General features: G+C 64.4%; 17 protein-coding genes. 12 read left to right on the top strand and 5 right to left on the bottom strand.

What is annotated here, in order from left to right:
- Positions 1-79 precede the first annotated feature (79 nt).
- The 3 genes from ATY02_RS09920 to ATY02_RS09910 all read left to right on the top strand — a co-directional run bounded on the left by ATY02_RS09920 (position 80) and on the right by ATY02_RS09910 (position 4,345).
- Positions 80-1,378, top strand: coding sequence for a serine/threonine protein kinase (locus ATY02_RS09920; protein WP_068578525.1), 1,299 nt, complete (start codon positions 80-82; stop codon positions 1,376-1,378).
- The gene (locus ATY02_RS09915; protein WP_068578523.1) at positions 1,371-2,159 is read left to right on the top strand and encodes a VacJ family lipoprotein; all 789 of its coding nucleotides are present in this window, start codon (positions 1,371-1,373) and stop codon (positions 2,157-2,159) included. The genes ATY02_RS09920 and ATY02_RS09915 overlap by 8 nt, the downstream gene beginning before the upstream one ends.
- 152 nt (positions 2,160-2,311) lie before the next feature.
- Positions 2,312-4,345 carry an FUSC family protein gene (locus ATY02_RS09910; RefSeq protein WP_068578521.1) on the top strand — a complete coding sequence of 678 codons (2,034 nt, stop codon included), beginning with the start codon at positions 2,312-2,314 and terminating at the stop codon, positions 4,343-4,345.
- Between the two features lie 8 nt (positions 4,346-4,353).
- On the opposite strand, the gene ATY02_RS09905 is transcribed toward ATY02_RS09910, so the two are convergent.
- Positions 4,354-5,277, bottom strand: a complete 924-nt coding sequence (locus ATY02_RS09905; protein WP_068578518.1) for a DUF808 domain-containing protein — start codon at positions 5,275-5,277, stop codon at positions 4,354-4,356.
- Positions 5,278-5,523: 246 nt separating this feature from the next.
- Between ATY02_RS09905 and ATY02_RS09900 the strand changes: the two genes are divergently transcribed.
- On the top strand, positions 5,524-6,135 hold the full coding sequence (locus ATY02_RS09900; protein ID WP_068578516.1) for a TetR/AcrR family transcriptional regulator: 612 nt from the start codon (positions 5,524-5,526) through the stop codon (positions 6,133-6,135).
- A gap of 186 nt (positions 6,136-6,321) precedes the next feature.
- On the opposite strand, the gene ATY02_RS09895 is transcribed toward ATY02_RS09900, so the two are convergent.
- On the bottom strand, positions 6,322-6,762 hold the full coding sequence (locus tag ATY02_RS09895) for a GlcG/HbpS family heme-binding protein (RefSeq protein WP_068578514.1): 441 nt from the start codon (positions 6,760-6,762) through the stop codon (positions 6,322-6,324).
- 267 nt (positions 6,763-7,029) lie between these two features.
- Between ATY02_RS09895 and gcl the strand changes: the two genes are divergently transcribed.
- From gcl to ATY02_RS09855, 8 genes are all read left to right on the top strand, one after another.
- On the top strand, positions 7,030-8,805 hold the full coding sequence (gene gcl / locus ATY02_RS09890) for a glyoxylate carboligase (RefSeq protein ID WP_068578512.1): 1,776 nt from the start codon (positions 7,030-7,032) through the stop codon (positions 8,803-8,805).
- A gap of 139 nt (positions 8,806-8,944) precedes the next feature.
- A complete protein-coding gene (gene hyi / locus ATY02_RS09885) occupies positions 8,945-9,727 on the top strand; it encodes a hydroxypyruvate isomerase (protein ID WP_068578509.1) in 783 nt (260 codons plus the stop codon).
- Between the two features lie 131 nt (positions 9,728-9,858).
- Positions 9,859-10,752: a 2-hydroxy-3-oxopropionate reductase gene (locus tag ATY02_RS09880; RefSeq protein WP_068578507.1), complete on the top strand. Its 894-nt coding sequence runs from the start codon at positions 9,859-9,861 to the stop codon at positions 10,750-10,752.
- 151 nt (positions 10,753-10,903) lie between these two features.
- Positions 10,904-12,184, top strand: a complete 1,281-nt coding sequence (locus ATY02_RS09875) for a glycerate kinase type-2 family protein (protein WP_068578505.1) — start codon at positions 10,904-10,906, stop codon at positions 12,182-12,184.
- Positions 12,174-13,589 (top strand): pyruvate kinase, encoded by a 1,416-nt coding sequence (gene pyk / locus ATY02_RS09870; protein WP_068578503.1) that lies wholly within the window; start codon positions 12,174-12,176, stop codon positions 13,587-13,589. The genes ATY02_RS09875 and pyk overlap by 11 nt, the downstream gene beginning before the upstream one ends.
- Before the next feature lie 107 nt (positions 13,590-13,696).
- The gene (locus ATY02_RS09865) at positions 13,697-14,614 is read left to right on the top strand and encodes an urea transporter (RefSeq protein ID WP_068578530.1); all 918 of its coding nucleotides are present in this window, start codon (positions 13,697-13,699) and stop codon (positions 14,612-14,614) included.
- Positions 14,615-14,635: 21 nt separating this feature from the next.
- Complete coding sequence (locus ATY02_RS09860; protein WP_068578501.1) at positions 14,636-15,460, top strand: ion transporter; 825 nt, start codon at positions 14,636-14,638, stop codon at positions 15,458-15,460.
- A gap of 91 nt (positions 15,461-15,551) precedes the next feature.
- The gene (locus ATY02_RS09855; protein WP_068578499.1) at positions 15,552-16,553 is read left to right on the top strand and encodes a sulfate ABC transporter substrate-binding protein; all 1,002 of its coding nucleotides are present in this window, start codon (positions 15,552-15,554) and stop codon (positions 16,551-16,553) included.
- Positions 16,554-16,728: 175 nt separating this feature from the next.
- On the opposite strand, the gene ATY02_RS09850 is transcribed toward ATY02_RS09855, so the two are convergent.
- From ATY02_RS09850 to ATY02_RS09840, 3 genes are all read right to left on the bottom strand, one after another.
- Positions 16,729-17,178, bottom strand: coding sequence for a RidA family protein (locus ATY02_RS09850; protein WP_068578497.1), 450 nt, complete (start codon positions 17,176-17,178; stop codon positions 16,729-16,731).
- A gap of 110 nt (positions 17,179-17,288) precedes the next feature.
- On the bottom strand, positions 17,289-17,912 hold the full coding sequence (locus ATY02_RS09845; protein WP_068578495.1) for a hypothetical protein: 624 nt from the start codon (positions 17,910-17,912) through the stop codon (positions 17,289-17,291).
- Positions 17,913-18,109: 197 nt separating this feature from the next.
- Positions 18,110-19,252: a hypothetical protein gene (locus ATY02_RS09840; RefSeq protein ID WP_068578493.1), complete on the bottom strand. Its 1,143-nt coding sequence runs from the start codon at positions 19,250-19,252 to the stop codon at positions 18,110-18,112.
- Positions 19,253-19,334 lie beyond the last annotated feature (82 nt).

The following is a 19,334-nucleotide window of genomic DNA, read 5'->3' as shown; positions in this document are numbered from 1 at the left end:
CAGCCATGGCACTTCGTCAGCAGCCCGGTGGTCATAGCCTGCGAACCTCATTCGGCACCTTCCTTCTAGGGATACAGTCATGCTTCGTTCCTTGCGCTTCGCCGCCCTGTTCGGCGGCCTTATCCTGAGTGCGTCCGCACTGGCGGTCGATGTCGACCCGGCCGGCTACGGCTATCCATTGACCAATCCCTTCGAAGCCACCATCGTCACCACGCCGCCGGACCTGCGCCCGGAGCTGCCTTCCGATGAAGACATCCGTCAGTCGGACTACAGCCTGACCCTGCGCCCGGAGCGTGAATTCACCCTCCCGGACAATTTCTGGGCGGTGAAGAAGCTCACCTACCGCATCGCCACCCAGGACCATGCAGCCCCGCTGATCTTCCTGATCGCCGGTACTGGCGCACGCTACGACAGCACACTCAACGAATACCTGAAGAAGCTCTACTACAAGGCCGGCTACCACGTGGTGCAGCTGTCCTCGCCCACCAGCTTCGACTTCATCAGCGCCGCCTCGCGCTTCGCCACCCCGGGCGTGACCGCCGAGGACGCCCAGGATCTCTACCGGGTCATGCAGGCTGTGCGGGCACAGAATGCCAAGCTGCCGATCACTGATTTCTACCTCACCGGCTACAGCCTCGGCGCCCTGGATGCCGCGTTCGTCAGCAAGCTCGACGAAACCCGGCGTACCTTCAACTTCAAGAAAGTCCTGCTGCTCAACCCTCCGGTCAACCTCTACACCTCGATCACCAACCTCGACAAACTGGTGCAGACCGAGGTCAAGGGCATCAACAACAGCACTACCTTCTACGAACTGATGCTGGCCAAGCTCACCCGCTACTTCCAGCAGAAGGGCTACATCGACCTGACCGATGCCCTGCTCTACGACCTGCAGCAATCCAAGCAGCACCTGAGCAACGAGCAGATGGCGATGCTGATCGGCACCTCCTTCCGCTTCTCGGCGGCTGACATCGCCTTCACCTCGGACCTGATCAACCGTCGCGGCCTGATTACCCCGCCCAAGTACCCGATCCGCGAGGGCACCAGCCTCACGCCCTTCCTCAAGCGTGCCCTGCAATGCGACTTCGACTGCTACCTGACCGAGCAAGTGATCCCGATGTGGCGCGCCCGCACCGATGGCGGCAGCCTGCTGCAACTGGTCGACCAGGTCAGCCTCTACGCCCTGCAGGATTACCTCAAGGCCAGCCCGAAGATCGCCGTGATGCATAACGCCGACGACGTGATCCTGGGCCCCGGCGACCTGGGCTTCCTGCGCCGGACCTTTGGCGAGCGCCTGACCGTCTACCCCCATGGTGGCCACTGCGGCAACCTCAACTACCGCGTCAACAGCGACGCCATGCTGGAGTTCTTCCGTGGCTAAACATCTCCTGCTTATCGCTGCGTTGCTCTGCACAGGCTATGCCCAGGCCGATAACAGCCTGGCCGGCACCACCACCGCCCCCGATCCCGACGGGTTCACCGAGCCACTGCAACAACTCAAGTTCAACCCGGGCCTGGACCAGCGTGAATTCGAACGCTCGACCCTCAGTGCACTGAACGTCTATGACCCGCTGGAGTCCTGGAACCGCCGGGTCTATCACTTCAACTACCGCTTCGACCAATGGGTGTTCCTGCCTGTTGTAGATGGCTACCGCTACGTGACGCCAAGGTTCCTGCGCACCGGGGTCAGCAACTTCTTCAACAACCTGGGCGACGTGCCCAACCTGCTCAACAGCCTGTTGCAGTTCAAGGGCCAGCGCTCGATGGAAACCACGGCCCGCCTGCTGCTCAACACCACCATCGGCATTGCCGGCCTGTGGGACCCGGCCACCAAGATGGGCCTGCCGCGCCAGAGCGAAGACTTCGGCCAGACCCTGGGTTTCTATGGCGTTCCTGGCGGGGCCTACCTGGTGCTGCCAATCCTCGGCCCGTCGAACCTGCGCGACACCGCCGGCCTGGCAGTGGACTACACCGCCGAATCGGCGATCAACTTCCTCAATGTCGCCGAAGTCAGCAAGAACCATCCGGAGCTCTGGCTGCTGCGCGGTGTCGACAAGCGCTACCAGACCAACTTCCGCTACGGCGAGCTGAACTCGCCGTTCGAGTACGAACAAGTGCGCTACGTCTATACCGAAGCCCGCAAGCTGCAGATCGCCGAGTAAGTGCCCGGCCGCCCTTCCATCGGAGGGCGGCCAGTTCCCGCCATTCAGCCATACCTTTCAACCGGCCCCGCCAGGCTCGAAACAACCATTGGCAGCTTCAGGCAATGTAGATACGATGCTAATCGTTAGCTAGCTATCTATGTGGCCACAACATGAAACTGCCGACTTTTCGTGTCGCCGATACCTGGCAAGCCCTCTTCGCTCCCACCCCCTCGGACCTGCTGTTCGCCACCCGGAACCTGATTGCCGGTGGACTGGCGCTCTACCTGGCCCTGCGCCTGGATTTTCAACAACCGCAATGGGCCCTGACCACCGTGTTCATCGTCAGCCAATCCAGCAGCGGCATGGTCCTGGCCAAGGGGGCTTATCGTCTCTTGGGCACGGTGATCGGAGCCCTGGCATCGATCCTGCTCATCGGTCTGCTGGGCCAGGCACCGCTGCTGTTCCTGCTGGCCATGGCCCTGTGGCTGGCCTTGTGTACCACCGGCGCCTCGCTGCTGCGCAACCATGCCGCCTACGGATTCGTGCTGGCCGGCTATACCGCGGCAATCATTGCCCTGCCCGCCACTGTGGCGCCCTTGCAGGTGTTCGACCAGGCGGTGGCACGTTGTTCGGAGATCGGCTTGGGGATCATTTGCGCCTGCGTGGCCAGCCTCGTGCTCTGGCCACGCCGGGTCGAGCAGGCCCTCGCCGCCCAGGGCCGGGCAGCCTGGCTGGCCGGGCGCCGCGCCACAGCGTCGGAACTGTTGGGGGATGACCAACGCCAGGGCCTGCTGCTCGCCCTGGGCAGCATCGTCACCGTGGATGCCCAGCGCGATCACGCCTGGTTCGAGGGCGCACAGGGGCGCCGCCGTTCCCAGGCATTGCGCGTTCTGAGTCGTGACCTGCTGGGCCTGCTGCGCGCCGCCAGGAGCGTGGCCCGACAGCGACAGTTGCTCGAACCGCAAGAGGCACAATCGGTGCAAGCGCTGATCCGCGAAACCAGCCAGGCCCTGGCAGCCGAGCATGAGTCGCCCTTGGCCGCCCTGGCCCAGCGCCTGGAACAAGGCTTGGCCGATCGCTCGCAATCGACCGAAGCCCGTCTCTGCCTGCTGCAACTGTCCCAGGTGCTGGACCTGGTGGCGCAAAGTGCTCGTAGCGTCAGTGCCCTGGAACAGGGCCTGGTTCCTCCCGGCGCCCCAGGAGCCTTGTCCTGGCACCGAGACCTTGAGCAAGGCTTGCTGGGCGGATTGCGCAGTGCCCTGGCCTTTCTCGCCGTGGCCGCTTTCTGGCTCCTTTGCGCCTGGCCTTCGGGCCTGGGGGCGGTCTCCATCTGCGGTGTGGTGCTAAGTCTGTTCGCCGGCCGCGAGAACCCTGCAGCAGCCTGCCTGAACTTCCTCAAGGGTATCGCCCTGTCGGTTCCTGTCGCAGGCTTCGTCGGCCTCGGCCTGCTCCCCGGCTGGGATGGCTTTCCCCTGCTGTACCTGGGCCTTGGCGTGCCGCTATTTTTCGCGTCGCTCTGCATGAGCCGGCCGAAACTGGCACCGATCGCGTCGGCCTTCTGCATTTTCTTCGTCAACAACGTCGGCCCCGGCAACCTGATGACCTATGACCTGGCCGCCTTCCTGAACAAGGCCATGGCCACCCTGATGGGCGTCGCTATTGCCGTGGTGGTGCTGCGCCTGGTCAGCCTGAGCCCGGGGGAGCATCACTACCGCCGGATGTTCAAAGCCTCCTTGTTCGACCTGGCACAGCTCACTTCAAGGCCGCTGGAGCAGGCCGAAAGCTGGTTCGGCGGACGCATGGCCGATCGCCTGATCCGCGTGTCCCGGTATTGGCAGATGCAACCCGAGAACCGCCGCGACCACTGGGACAATGGCCTCCAGGGGCTGGACCTGGGAGACGAGCTGCTACAGCTGCGCGGCTGCCTGGACACCACTCGCGGCGCCCTGGCCATCGAGCGTGATCGCTATCTGAATCACCTGGCGATGCTGCTCAGGAGCGGCGGCCCTACGACCCTGCGCCACGACCAACTGGATGGCCCGACGCGATCCTTGCTCCAGGCACTGGCAAGCGCCCCCAACCTCCCCGAAACCTCACGGGAGATGGCCCACGCTGCGCTCATGCAGTTGCAGGCCACCTGGCGCCGCTGGTGCCGCCAACAGGCACAAGCCCCACGCCCGGAGGCAGAGCAAGCCGCGGCCTGAGGCCAGGCTCAACCGCGCAGGCCACGCCAGAGCTTGCCCGCCAGCGTCACCGCCGCCAGCACCAGAGCCCCGGCAATGACCCCGACCACGGCATTGAGCAGGGTCGGCGTCAGCACCGCAACGGCGCCGAGCAGCGAGGCACTGCGCCCGGCCAGGTCTTCGATCAGGTGATGCAAGGCGGGAACCCCATGGGTCAGGATGCCGCCGCCGACCATGAACATCGCGGCAGTACCGATCACCGACAGGCTCTTCATCATCAATGGCGCCGCCCGCAGGATCGCCGCGCCAACTCGCCTGGCCAGGGCCCCAGGCTTGCCTGCCAGCCACAGCCCCAGGTCATCGAGCTTGACGATACCGGCCACCAGGCCATAGACCCCCACCGTCATCACCACCGCGATTCCCGAAAGCACCACTACCTGCTGGGCCAGCGAAGCGCCGGCCACGGTGCCCAGGGTGATGGCGATGATTTCTGCGGAGAGAATGAAGTCAGTGCGGATCGCTCCCTTGATCTTGTCCTGTTCGAAGGCCACCAGGTCCAGCGACGGATCGACCTGCGCCTGTTGGCTTTGCACAGGCTCGGCACCCGCATCGGCGGCGTGCAGGTACTTGTGCGCCAGTTTCTCGAAACCCTCGAAACACAGGTAGGCGCCACCGAGCATCAACAAGGGCGTCACCAGCCAGGGCGCCAGGGCACTGATGGCCAGCGCCGCCGGTACCAGGATCAGCTTGTTGCGAAACGAGCCCTTGGCAACGGCCCAGACCACCGGAATCTCGCGCTCGGCACGAACACCCGATACCTGCTGGGCGTTGAGGGCCAGGTCATCCCCCAGGACCCCGGCGGTCTTCTTCGCCGCCATCTTGCTCATCAAGGCCACGTCATCCAGCACCGCGGCGATATCGTCGATCAAGACCAGCAAACTGCTTCCTGCCATGGGCCAGGCTTCCCTTCGTCAAATGAGGCCGCAGCATAGCCTGTGGCATAGGCTACCGGCGAGATAGCGACCGGCTCCGCCATGCCCCCTATAAGCGTCGATCGCTCCAGGAGCGCATGCGCTCGCCCTTGCCCCAAAAGCCCCCTTCAACTCGGAAAAAAGCTGCCCAGTGGGCATTCTTGAGCCTCTCGCAACCCCGGTGCTACCATGCGCAACCGCCCGAACAGGCAAGGAATCCCCTGGTTTATGAGCACCATCCGCGAGCGCAATAAAGAACTGATTCTGCGAGCCGCCAGCGAAGAGTTTGCCGACAAGGGCTTCGCTGCGACCAAGACCAGCGACATCGCCGCCAAGGCCGGGTTGCCCAAGCCCAACGTCTACTACTACTTCAAGTCCAAGGAAAACCTCTATCGCGAGGTGCTCGAAAGCATCATCGAGCCCATTCTCCAGGCCTCCACTCCATTCAACGCCGACGGCGTGCCCAGCGAGGTGCTCAGCGGCTACATTCGCTCGAAGATCCGCATCTCCCGCGACCTGCCCTTCGCCTCCAAGGTGTTCGCCAGCGAGATCATGCATGGCGCGCCGCACCTGAGCCCGGACCAGGTGGAACAGCTCAACGCCCAGGCCAAGCACAACATCGAGTGCATCCAGACCTGGATCGACCGTGGCCAGATCGCGCCCCTGGATCCGCACCACCTGATGTTCAGCATCTGGGCCGCGACCCAGACCTACGCCGACTTCGACTGGCAGATCTCGGTGGTCACCGGCAAGGCCAAGCTGGCTGACGAAGATTACGAAGCCGCCGCCCAGACCATCATCCGCCTGGTACTCAAGGGCTGCGAGCCCGAATCCGCATAACCCGCCCTCCTGGCGCCGCCCGGTTCAAGGGCGCCATGGGGTTCCCGCAGGCTGCGTACGGCTCGGCACGAGCCCCCTGGTGGCTATCGGCAATTAACCTGAGGTACCGCGTCGCCCGGTTTGGCGGGCGACGCGCACCCGATCGCAGCCTCGCAGGTTCGACAGCGGCTACACGTACTGCGCGACCTAGGCGCTGACGCCTGCATCCGCGGCCAGGCCCTGGGCTTCGATGGCGCTGATGGCGCACTGCTCATCGATGTCCGAGGTATCGCCACTGATGCCGATGGCGCCGATCACCAAGCCCGCCTGATCACGAATCAATACCCCGCCCGGCGCCGGTACCACGCTGCCCTGCCCCAGGCTGTTGAGTGCGCCGATGAAGGCCGGGCGCTGCTGGGCATCCAGCGCCAGCAGGCGCGAACCCTTGCCCAGGGCGATCGCCCCCCAGGCCTTGCCGATGGCGATCTGCGGGCGCAGCAGGCTAGCGCCATCCTCCCTTTGCAAGGTCACCAGATGACCACCGGCATCGAGTACCGCGATGGCCAGTGGCGCGGCACTGATCTTGCGCCCCGCCTGGATGGCCTGGTTGGCCAGGTTGATTGCGACTTTCAAGGTTAAAGCGCTCATGGGTGCCGTCCTCATCTTGTTATTGGAAAGCCTGGTGGAGCTCATTTCAGGAGAAGCTCGATGCAACGAATAGAACACAATGAACTTTGTTTTTGTATACAATAATTGTTGAAATATAGCCCATGCGACAAAATGACACCGGTTTATCGGGGCTAAACACGCAGCCGTCTGCTTCCAAGAAAAGCCATTGACCTGCGCAGCCCGCCGTGAATACACTCTGCGCAAAGCCACTTGTATACAATTACAAAACGTAAGAGGCACAAAACCATGAGCAAAATGAGAGCAATCGAAGCCGCCGTTCTGGTGATGCGCCGTGAAGGGGTCGACACCGCCTTTGGCATCCCGGGCGCTGCCATCAACCCGCTGTACTCCGCACTGCAGAAAGTCGGCGGCATCGATCATGTGCTCGCTCGCCACGTCGAAGGCGCCTCGCACATGGCCGAGGGCTACACCCGCACCAAGGCCGGCAACATCGGCGTGTGCATCGGCACCTCGGGCCCCGCCGGCACCGACATGGTCACCGGCCTGTACAGTGCCTCGGCCGACTCCATCCCGATCCTCTGCATCACCGGCCAGGCTCCCCGTGCCCGCCTGCACAAGGAAGACTTCCAGGCCGTGGACATCACCAGCATCGTCAAGCCGGTGACCAAGTGGGCCACCACCGTGCTGGAGCCGGGCCAGGTGCCCTACGCCTTCCAGAAAGCCTTCTATGAAATGCGCTCCGGCCGCCCTGGCCCGGTACTGATCGACCTGCCGTTCGACGTGCAGATGGCGGAAATCGAATTCGATATCGACGCCTACCAGCCCCTGCCCCTGGCTAAGCCCTCGGCCACCCGGGTCCAGGCCGAGAAAGCCCTGGCCCTGCTGGCCCAGGCCGAACGGCCGTTGCTGGTGGCCGGCGGCGGGGTGATCAACGCCGATGCCAGCGAGCTGCTGGTGGAGTTCGCCGAGCTGACCGGCATCCCAGTGATCCCGACCCTGATGGGCTGGGGCAGCATTCCCGACGATCACCCGCAGATGGTGGGCATGGTCGGCCTGCAGACCTCCCATCGCTACGGCAACGCCACCCTGCTCAAGTCCGATGTCGTACTGGGCATCGGCAACCGCTGGGCCAACCGCCACACCGGCTCGGTGGATGTCTACACCGAAGGCCGCAAGTTCATCCACGTGGACATCGAGCCGACCCAGATCGGCCGGGTCTTCACTCCCGACCTGGGCATCGTCTCCGACGCCGGTAGCGCCCTTACCGTACTGCTGGAAGTGGCCCGCGAGTGGCAAGCGGCCGGCAAGCTCAAGGACCGCAGCGCCTGGTTGCACGACTGTCAGCAGCGCAAGGCCAGCCTGCAGCGCAAGACCCACTTCGACAACGTGCCGGTCAAGCCGCAGCGGGTCTACGAGGAAATGAACCAGGTGTTCGGCAAGGACACCTGCTACGTCAGCACCATCGGCCTGTCGCAGATCGCCGGCGCGCAGTTCCTGCACGTCTACAAGCCACGCCACTGGATCAACTGCGGCCAGGCCGGCCCGCTGGGCTGGACCATTCCTGCGGCCCTGGGGGTGGTCAAGGCTGACCCAAGCCGCAAGGTGGTGGCACTGTCCGGCGACTACGACTTCCAGTTCATGATCGAAGAGCTGGCGGTGGGTGCGCAGTTCAACCTGCCGTACATCCACGTGGTGGTGAACAACTCCTACCTGGGGTTGATCCGCCAGGCCCAGCGCGGCTTCGAGATGGACTACTGCGTGCAGTTGTCCTTCGACAACCTCAACGCTCCCGAGCTCAATGGCTACGGCGTGGATCACGTCGCGGTGGCCGAAGGCCTGGGCTGCAAGGCCCTGCGAGTGTTCGAGCCCAAGGATATCCAGCCGGCCCTGCGCCAGGCCCAGGAGCTGGTCGAAACCTTCAAGGTACCGGTGGTGGTGGAGATCATCCTGGAACGGGTGACCAACATCTCCATGGGTACCGAGATCAACGCGGTCAACGAGTTCGAGGACCTGGCACTGGTGGGCAACGACGCCCCCACTGCAATTTCCCTGCTCGACTGACCCACCCGCACAGTGTCTGTTGCCGCTGCCGAAGGCTGCGATCGCCCCAAACGGGCTCTGGTATCGCGCAAGGTTCCTCGAACCGTTGCGCAGCCCGTGCCAGCGGCGACAGGACTTGATAGATCCACAGGAGACCACCATGCCGCGTTTTGCCGCCAACCTGTCCATGCTGTTCACCGAACAGGACTTCCTCGCCCGTTTCAAGGCTGCCGCCGATGCCGGCTTCAGCGGGGTCGAGTACCTGTTTCCCTATGAGTTCAGCTCGGCCGAGATCAAGGCCCAGCTCGACGCCCACGGCCTGACCCAGGTGCTGTTCAACCTGCCGGCCGGCGACTGGGCCAAGGGCGAGCGTGGCATCGCCTGCCTGCCCGACCGGGTCGCGGAATTCCGCGCCGGGGTCGATCTGGCCATCGCCTATGCCCAGGTCCTGGGCAACACCCAGGTCAACTGCCTGGCCGGCATCCGCCCCCAGGGCGTGGATGAGGCCCTGGTGCAAAAGACCTTCGTCGACAACCTCAGGTACGCCGCCGACAAGCTCCAGGCCGTGGGCATCAAGCTGGTAATGGAAGCCATCAATACCCGCGACATTCCCGGCTTCTACCTCAACAACACCGCCCAGGCGCTGTCGATCCGCGAGCTGGTCGGCAGCGCCAACCTGTTCCTGCAGTACGACATCTATCACATGCAGGTCATGGAAGGAGACCTGGCCCGGACCCTGGCCAACCACCTGGAGCAGATCAACCACGTGCAACTGGCGGACAACCCCGGGCGCAACGAACCGGGCACCGGCGAGATCAACTACCGCTTCCTGTTCGAGCACCTGGAGCGCATCGGCTACCAGGGCTGGGTCGGCTGCGAGTACAAGCCGCTGACCACCACCGAAGCGGGCCTGGGCTGGCTCAAGAGCCACAACGCCATCTGATCGGCCACCGCGTCATCGTTCATCGCGGGCCAGCCGGATGCTGCTCGCCCCTACGGTAGGGGCCAGGCTGCCCGCAAGACGGATGCCTTGGCACCCGCAACCTTATAGAGCAATAAAAAGAGGATTTTCCCATGGCTAAAATCGGATTCATCGGCACCGGCATCATGGGCCACCCCATGGCCGCCAACCTGCAGAAGGCCGGCCACAACCTGCTGCTCTCGGAACACCACGGCAAGGCCCCGGCCGACCTGATCGCCGCCGGCGCCGTGGCCCTGGCCTCCCCCAAGGAAGTGGCCCAGGAAGCCGAGTTCGTGATCATCATGGTGCCCGACACCCCCCAGGTCGAAGACGTGCTGCTGCGCGCCGACGGCGTGGCTGCCGGGATCGGCAAGGGCAAGATCGTCATCGACATGAGTTCGATCTCGCCCACCGCGACCAAGGCCTTCGCCGCCAAGATCAACGAAAAAGGCGCGCAATACCTGGACGCCCCGGTGTCCGGCGGTGAAGTCGGGGCCAAGGCCGCGACCCTGAGCATCATGGTCGGCGGCGACAGCCAGGCCTTCGAACGCGCCCTGCCGCTGTTCCAGAGCATGGGCAAGAACATCACCCTGGTCGGCGGCAACGGCGACGGCCAGACCGCCAAGGTGGCCAACCAGATCATCGTTGCCCTGAACATCCAGGCCGTGGCCGAAGCGCTGCTGTTCGCCGCGAAGAACGGCGCCGACCCCGCCAAGGTGCGCGAAGCACTGATGGGCGGCTTCGCCTCCTCGCGCATCCTGGAAGTGCATGGCGAACGCATGATCAAGGGCACCTTCGACCCGGGCTTCCGTATCAACCTGCACCAGAAGGACCTCAACCTGGCCCTCAGCGGCGCCCGCGAGCTGGGCATCAACCTGCCCAACACCGCCAACGCCCAGCAGGTGTTCAGCACCTGCAACGCCATCGGTGGCGGCAACTGGGACCACTCGGCCCTGATCAAGGGCCTGGAGCACATGGCCAACTTCTCGATCCGCGACAAACACTAAGCAGCATTCGTAGCCACCGCCCCGGGCTGTGCGAAGGTCCGCAGGAAACGCATCACTGCGGGCCACGGACAGGCCCTGCCGACCCTGACACCGCCCTTGGCGGTGGCTACACCTGTTTCACGCCCCCATAACAAGAATCCGGGAGCCCGCCATGTCGGTCGATCCGCAACAATTGCTGCGTGAGCTGTTTGCCACAGCCATCGACGCCGCCCATCCGCAACATGTCCTCGAAGCCCACCTACCCAGCGACCGCAGCGGCCGGGTCATCGTCATCGGCGCCGGCAAGGCCGCCGCGGCTATGGCCCAGGTGGTCGAACGCAACTGGCAGGGCGAAGTCCGTGGGCTGGTGGTCACTCGCTATGGCCACGGCGCCCCTTGCCACAAGATCGAGGTGGTCGAAGCGGCCCACCCGGTGCCCGATGCCGCCGGCCTGGCCGTGGCTCGGCGGGTGCTGGAGATGGTCAGCGACCTGACGGAACAGGACCGGGTGATTTTCCTGCTGTCCGGCGGTGGCTCGGCGCTGCTGGCCCTGCCCGCCGCTGGCATCACCCTGGCCGACAAGCAAGCGCTCAACAAGGCCCTGCTCAAGTCCGGCGCCACCATCGGCGAGATGAATTGCGTGCGCAAGCACCTCTCGGCGATCAAGGGCGGGCGCCTGGCCAAGGCCTGCTGGCCAGCCACGGTCTACACCTATGCGATTTCCGATGTTCCCGGCGATTTGGCGACGGTCATCGCCTCCGGCCCCACCGTGGCCGACCCCAGCACTTCGGCCCAGGCCCTGGCGATCCTCCAGCGCTACGCCATCGAGGTACCGCCGGCAGTGCGCACCTGGCTGCAGAGCCCCGAGTCGGAAACCGTCAAACCCGGCGACCCGTGCCTGGCCCGCAGCCATTTCCAGCTGATCGCCCGGCCTCAACAATCCCTGGAGGCGGCGGCAGTCAAGGCGCGCCAGGCCGGTTTCAGCCCGTTGATCCTCGGCGACCTGGAGGGCGAGTCCCGCGAGGTGGCCAAGGTCCACGCCGGCATCGCCCGCCAGGTGGCCCTGCATGGCCAACCCCTGGCCGCGCCCTGCGTGATCCTGTCCGGCGGCGAGACCACGGTCACGGTACGCGGTACGGGCCGTGGCGGGCGCAATGCCGAGTTCCTGCTGAGCCTGACCGACAGCCTCAAGGGCCATCCCGGCATCTACGCCCTGGCTGGCGACACCGACGGCATCGACGGCTCCGAGGACAACGCCGGGGCCATCATGACCCCGGACAGCTTCGCCCGCGCCACGGCCCTGGGCCTGAACGCCAGCGACGAGCTGGACAACAACAATGGCTACGGCTATTTCGCGGCCCTGGACAGCCTGATCGTCACCGAGCCGACCCGTACCAATGTCAACGACTTCCGCGCCATCCTGATTCTCGAGACCACCAAACATGACGCCTGACAAGAAGGTCAAGATCCTCGCCACCCTGGGCCCGGCCACCGACGGCATCGAGGACATCCGTGAGCTGGTACAGGCCGGAGTGAACATCTTCCGGCTCAATTTCAGCCACGGCAGCCATGCCGATCATGCCCAGCGCTATGCCTGGATCCGCCAGATCGAAAGCGAGTTGAACCACCCACTGGGCATCCTCATGGACCTGCAAGGACCGAAGCTGCGAGTCGGCACCTTCGCCGACGGCAAGGTCCAGTTGGTGCGCGGCCAAGCCCTGCGCCTGGACCTGGACCCGGCACCCGGGAACACCCAGCGGGTCAACCTGCCGCACCCGGAGATCATCGCCGCCCTGGAGCCGGGCATGGACCTGCTGCTGGACGACGGCAAGCTGCGCTTGCGAGTCCTGGCCAGGCACGCCGACGCCATCGACACCACGGTGCTCAACGGTGGCGAGCTCTCGGACCGCAAGGGGGTCAACGTACCCCAGGCGGTGCTGGACCTGAGCCCGCTGACCGCCAAGGACCGCCGCGACCTGAGCTTCGGCCTGGAACTGGGGGTGGACTGGGTGGCGCTGTCCTTCGTGCAGCGCCCGGAAGATATCCGCGAAGCCCGGGAGCTGATCGGCAACAAGGCCTTCCTGATGGCCAAGATCGAAAAACCCTCGGCAGTGGCTCAACTGCGGGAAATCGCCGAACTGAGCGACGCAATCATGGTGGCCAGGGGCGACCTGGGAGTCGAGGTACCGGCCGAAGCCGTGCCGCAGATCCAGAAGGACATCATCGGTACCTGCCGCCAACTGGGCAGGCCGGTGGTGGTGGCCACGCAGATGCTGGAGTCCATGCGTTTCAGCCCGGCGCCCACCCGGGCTGAAGTGACCGATGTCGCCAATGCGGTGGCCGAAGGCGCTGATGCGGTGATGCTGTCGGCGGAAACCGCTTCAGGCGAGTACCCGCTGGAAGCCGTGCAGATGATGAGCAAGATCATCCGCCAGGTGGAAACCGGGCCGGACTACCAGGCCCAGTTGGACGTCAGCCGGCCCCAGGCCGAAGCCACGGTGTCCGATGCCATCAGCTGTGCGATCCGGCGTATCTGCAGCATCCTGCCGGTGGCGGTGCTGGTGAACTACAGCGAATCCGGCAGCTCCACCTTGCGCGCCGCCAGGGAACGACCGTCGGTGCCCATTCTCAACCTGACCCCCAACCTGCTGGCGGCCCGCCGCCTGAGCGTGGCCTGGGGTGTGCATTCGGTGGTCAACGATCGCCTGCGCCAAGTGGATGAAGTGTGTGCCACGGCCCTGGAAATCGCCCAGGCCCAAGGCCTGGCCAAGCGCGGGGATACCGTCGTGATCACCACGGGTGTGCCGTTTGGCCAACCTGGGACGACTAATTCCCTGCGTGTCGAAACCCTTCTCTGACCTGCCCCACTGCCGGCGCTGCGACCCCGGTCCATTCAGCGCTCTCCACAGAGAGAGCCTGGTGGGCCGGACGCAGCCAACAGCGGCCGCACTGACCGATGTCCATCATGCCGTCACAGTCGTTCAACGCTTTCTGCCCCGATTGGGCCACTGCCCTGCTCAATGGCTTCAGCCAGATCTTTCTCCAGCGCGACCCGCTGTGCGGCCTGCTGTGCCTGCTGGCGATCCTGGCCAGCGCTCCGGCGCTGCTCGGTGGCGCCCTGCTCGGCGCCCTGGCCGGACTACTGACGGCCCAGCAACGGGGCTACGCCAAGGCCGATCGGCAAGCCGGGCTGTTCAGCTACAACGGCGTATTGCTCGGGCTGCTGCTGAGCCTGTACCTGCCCTGGTCGATCTTGCTGCCACCTTTGATCATCGCCGCCGGCGGCCTGAGCGCGATCATCACCCAGCAGTGGCTCAAGCGCGCCCGGCAACCCGCCCGGCTGCCGGCCTACACCGCGCCCTTCGTCGGCCTCGGCTGGCTCCTGGCGGGCCTGTTCACACCGCTGGCCGCCCACCCGCAAACCGCAGGGCTGTCACCCACGGGGCTGCTGGGCGGCCTGTTCCAGGGCCTGGGCCAGGTGATGTTCCTCGGCGACTGGCTGGCGGGGCTGCTGGTCTTCGCCGGCCTGCTGCTGGCCAACCGTCGGGCGGCGATCTGGGCCCTGGGCGGCTCGGGGTTCGGCCTGGCCGTGGCGGTCATGCTGCAGGAGCCCGGCCAGGCGCTCTCGGGACTGGCCGGCTACAACTGCGCGCTGGTGGCCCTGGCCTTGGGCCAACTTGGCCTGCGCCCCTGGTGGCCGCTGCTGGGCATGGTCCTGGCGCTGTTGATCGCCCCCGGCATCGCCGCGATAGGCTTGCCGCCTCTGACCGGCCCCTTCGTCCTTGCCTGCTGGCTGGTGCTGGCCTGCAATCGGGTGTTGGGCCGCACGCCACGCAGCGAGGCGCCTTGCGCTAGCGCGACGAATCCACCTAGGCTTCGCTGATCTTCGATTCAGGCGATTTCCATGGGTAACAGCGACAACTGGCGGCAACGCCTCTACGTGATGATCTTCCAGACCGACACCGTGGCTGGAAGACGCTTCGATACCACCTTGCTGCTGATCATTCTCGCCAGCCTGGTGATCGTGATCCTCGACAGCATCGACCAGGTGCACCGCGACTACGCCAACGTCCTGGCGTACATCGAATGGGGCTTCACCCTGATCTTCGCCATCGAGTACGGGCTGCGCCTGTACTGTTCGCCCAAGCCGCTGCGCTATGCCTTCAGCTTCTACGGGCTGGTGGACCTGTTGGCGATCGTCCCCGGGATCCTCGCCCTGTACTACAGCGACGCCCAGTACCTGTTGATCATCCGCATCATCCGCATGCTGCGGATCTTCCGGGTGCTCAAGCTGGCGCCCTACCTCAAGCAGGCTCACTACCTGCTCGACGCCCTGCGCGGCAGCAAGCAGAAGATCCTGGTGTTCCTGCTCAGCGTCTGCACCCTGGTCACGGTGTTCGGCACCCTGATGTACGTGGTCGAAGGCCCGGAGCACGGCTTCACCAGCATTCCCAAGGGCATCTACTGGGCCATCGTCACCCTGACCACCGTGGGCTACGGCGATATCGTGCCCAAGACGGTGATCGGCCAGGTGATCTCGTCCATGGTGATGATCACCGGTTACTCGATCATCGCCGTGCCCACCGGGATCTTCACCGCCGAGCTGGCCAGCGCCATGCGCGGCGAGCAGCTCAAACACGACTGCCCGGTGTGCCGCAAGAACCACCATGAACCGGCCGCCGCCTTCTGTTCACGCTGCGGTAATGCCCTTTTTAAGAAAATGGAATAAGCAAAGTACTTTTCAATCTTTAAAGAGATATAGCGCCCCGGCTATAGTCGGCGGCAAATTGCCTTCACTCTCGAATAAAAGGAAATGTGCAGTGAAAAAACTCTTCAGCGCTTCGCTCCTGGCCGCCGGCCTGGCCCTGGCTGGCGCCGCCCAGGCCGCACCGACCCTGCTCAACGTTTCCTACGACGTGATGCGCGACTTCTACAAGGACTACAACGCCGCCTTCCAGAAGCACTGGAAGGCCGAGCACAACGAAAACATCACCCTGCAGATGTCCTTCGGCGGCTCCAGCAAGCAAGCGCGCTCGGTGATCGACGGCCTGCCGGCGGACGTCATCACCATGAACATGGCCACCGACATCAACGCCCTGGCGGACAACGGCAAGCTGGTCCCGGACAACTGGGTCACCCGCCTGCCGGACAACAGCGCCCCCTTCACCTCGGCCACGGTGTTCATCGTGCGCAAGGGCAACCCCAAGGCATTGAAGGACTGGCCGGACCTGCTCAAGGACGGCGTGCAGGTGATCGTGCCCAACCCCAAGACCTCGGGTAACGGTCGCTACACCTACCTCTCGGCCTGGGGCTACGTGCTCAAGAACGGCGGCGACGAGAACAAGGCCAAGGACTTCGTCGGCAAGCTGTTCAAGCAGGCGCCGGTGCTGGACACCGGTGGCCGCGCCGCCACCACGACCTTCATGACCAACCAGATCGGCGACGTGCTGGTGACCTTCGAGAACGAGGCGGAAATGATCGCCCGCGAATTCGGCCGCGACCAGTTCGAGGTGATCTACCCGAGCGTCTCCGCCGAAGCCGAGCCTCCGGTGTCGGTAGTGGACAAGGTGGTGGAGAAGAAAGGCACCCGCGCCGCCGCCGAGGAATACCTGAAGTACCTGTGGTCGCCGGAAGGCCAGGAGATCGCCGCCAACAACTACCTGCGCCCGCGGGATCCGAAGGTGCTGGCCAAGTTCACCGACCGCTTCCCGAAAGTCGACTTCCTTTCGGTGGAGAAGACCTTCGGCGACTGGCGCAGCGTGCAGAAGACCCACTTCAACGACGGCGGGATCTTCGACCAGATCTACACCAACGCCAAGTGACCCCTCGCGGGTGAATAGAAAAAGCGATCTGTGCGGTTAATGCCGATCAGTTAAGCGAGGTGATCCCGGTAGGAGCGAAGTTCGCTCGCGATGGTAGCGCGTGTTCACTGGATAAACGCAGCGCTCCGAGTCCATCGCGGGCAAGCCTCGCTCCTAGCATTTTCTTGACTGGCGGTCAGATGGCCCGCGCCGGATTGAACAGCGCCGTTTCGACGACCTGCTGACGCTCCTCCAGCACTGCCTCTGCCTCGACTTCGATCAGCCACTCGGGTAGCGACAGGCCGCTGACAATGATCCACGAAGACGCCGGTGGCTGGCTGGCAAAGCGTTCGAGCAAGACCTCGCTGATGTGCTCCTGCTGGTCCCGGGCCGCTTCGGCGATATAGATCCGCAGCATTACCACATCCGCCAACGCCCCACCGGCCTCGGCCAGCACCCGCTGGATATTGTCGAACGCCTGCTCGGTCTGCTCCCGCAGGCCCGGGCCCACGGTCCGCTCGTACTCGTCCACCCCCACCTGCCCGGACAGCAGCAAGCGCCGCCCGCCCCGCACCTCCACGGCCTGGCTGAAACCGTATTGCAACGAGTTGAACACCGTGGCCGGATTGAACGTTGACTTTTCCATAAGGGACTCCGCCGTTATTGAACGACCGCAAACCCTAAACCAGGGCTCGGCGGACCGCCAGCACAACCCCGGTATGGAAACATCCGGCAACGCAACACCGGACGACGAACCTACATCGGCGGTTTCACCCCGTCCTTGCCAGCGGAAATCGATTGCGCAGTCAGTTTGCCGTCGGCGCCCTGGGTGACGAACATCACCACCTTGACCCCGGACTTGAGCAAGCTGCGATCCCCCGGCAGCAGATTGACGATGGGCACATCGTCAGGCACCAGGATCTTCTGCTGGCCACCCTTGTAGTTGACGGTCAGGGTCCGGCCATTGCTCACCACCAGATCGCCAACGCTGCCGTTGGTCATGCTGCTGCCCTTGGCCAGGTCGAAAGGCCGGTGGCCGTCGCCGGTCCCGGCCATCTGCGGCGGAAACACATGCACCTCCAGGGCCTTGAGAGTGCCGTCGGCCATGGGCACCGCCGCCGAGCCGATGTAGCTGCCGGGCTTGATGTCCTCGATATTGGCCAGGGTCACGGCACGCACCTGGGTCTGCGGCGTCAGCTCGACACTGACATTCTCGCCGGTTGTGACATGCACCCGCAGTACATCGCCACTGATCCCGGCGATCTCCCCGCGTACACCGACCCGCATGCCGGGAGCATCCTGGGCCAGTGCACTACCCAGCATGGCTGCCAGGGCAATGCACTGGATACTGCGAAACAGGCCAAGCAAAGACCGATTCATAGGAGCGCCTTCCTCTGTTGAACGGATTGCACGGCGCCAGGCTGCCAGCACCAGGGCCGAAGAAAAACATTAGCCTGCTATCGGAAAAAATGTAAGCACATGCATCGTTGCTCTTGGAGCGGGACAGGGCGTAGCGGCGTATCTCCCGCACCTTGAGCTGGCAGCCGTAAGCCCAGGAGGCAAGGACGAACAGGCACTCAAATCCGCTCGCGAATCAGGACCTCGACGTTGCTCTCCTGGCCCCAGCGGCGCACGCGCTCGATCAGCCCGGCGTCGGTCTCCCCCACCAGGTACAGAAGATCGATGCTCTGGCTCGCAGTCCATTCGACGAATTCGCTGCTATCGAATTCAGCGAGGTTAGCCAGATGGAATTCATTTTCGTAGAACCCTGCCCCCACCGGCACCTGGGTGTCCTGTGGGCTGGCCGGGGCGATGAAATCGCACGCCAGGTGCACCACCCCCCACTGCGCGACTCGCCAGTTCCTCAAGGCTTCGTCCAGGCGGGCACGGGCTCCACGGGCAAACCCCTGGCCATCGAGGACCACGCGCCGATTGACGATCAGCCACAGCTTGCGCCGCCGCGGCGCCTTGAGCAGCACCTCGCCGGTGACCTTGGCAGCTCGCAGGGCCAGGGCAATCACCAATAGCAAGGGAGAACAGTAGCTGTAGGTTTTTTCAGCCTGGCTGGCCTGCGTCAGCTGATGCAGGCGGCGGACTTCCTCGCGCTGGCGCTTTTGCTCGGAGAAGTCGGTCCCGATACGTTCCAGCCACTGGCTGACCAGGGGTGAGGAATACTCGCCCTGCAGCGACTCCAGGGCCTGTTCCACCTGGACCACGCCGAGTGTCGACAAGCGCCCATCGGCCATGCGCGGCAGTGTGGCGAAGCGTTCGCACAGGCTGGCTACCTGGGCGGCGTCCTGGGGTTCAAGGCGCTGGGGCGCCGACTTGCACTGTTCGGGGGCCAGCAGGTCGTCGATGTCCGCCATCACCCGTCGCTGCAAGCCGGACTCGGCGCTCTGGGCCAGATGGAAGTCGGTCTGGAACCAGTCCACCCGCACCACCTGGGTCGCACTGACCAACGCCATGGACGCCAGGGCCAACCAAAGGTAATCCACCTTCTTCCAGCCCACCTCGCCCAGTGGGAACACCGAGATCAAGGTCCAGCAACACAGGTAATAGAAAAAGGCGAAGACCACCAGCAAGGACAACGGTTGTACCGACAGATAGATCAGCTCCGGCACTTCGGCCGGCCCCATGCCATATACCAGCAGCAGAACGCCGATCACCACCAGCCAGAAAAACATCGGCGCAAAATAGGGTTTGTTCAGGTCTTTCTTCATCGGACACTCGATAGCCACTACTCGGGAACACCCCGCTGTATCGGCCAGCGAGCCGGTGGCTTAAATGGGAGACCCGAGCCTG

The organism is Pseudomonas sp. BIOMIG1BAC, assembly GCF_001705995.2.
Taxonomy (GTDB): domain Bacteria; phylum Pseudomonadota; class Gammaproteobacteria; order Pseudomonadales; family Pseudomonadaceae; genus Aquipseudomonas; species Aquipseudomonas sessilinigenes.
The sequence above is the reverse complement of the archived record's forward strand: the minus strand, read 5'-3'. Positions and strand labels throughout refer to the sequence as shown.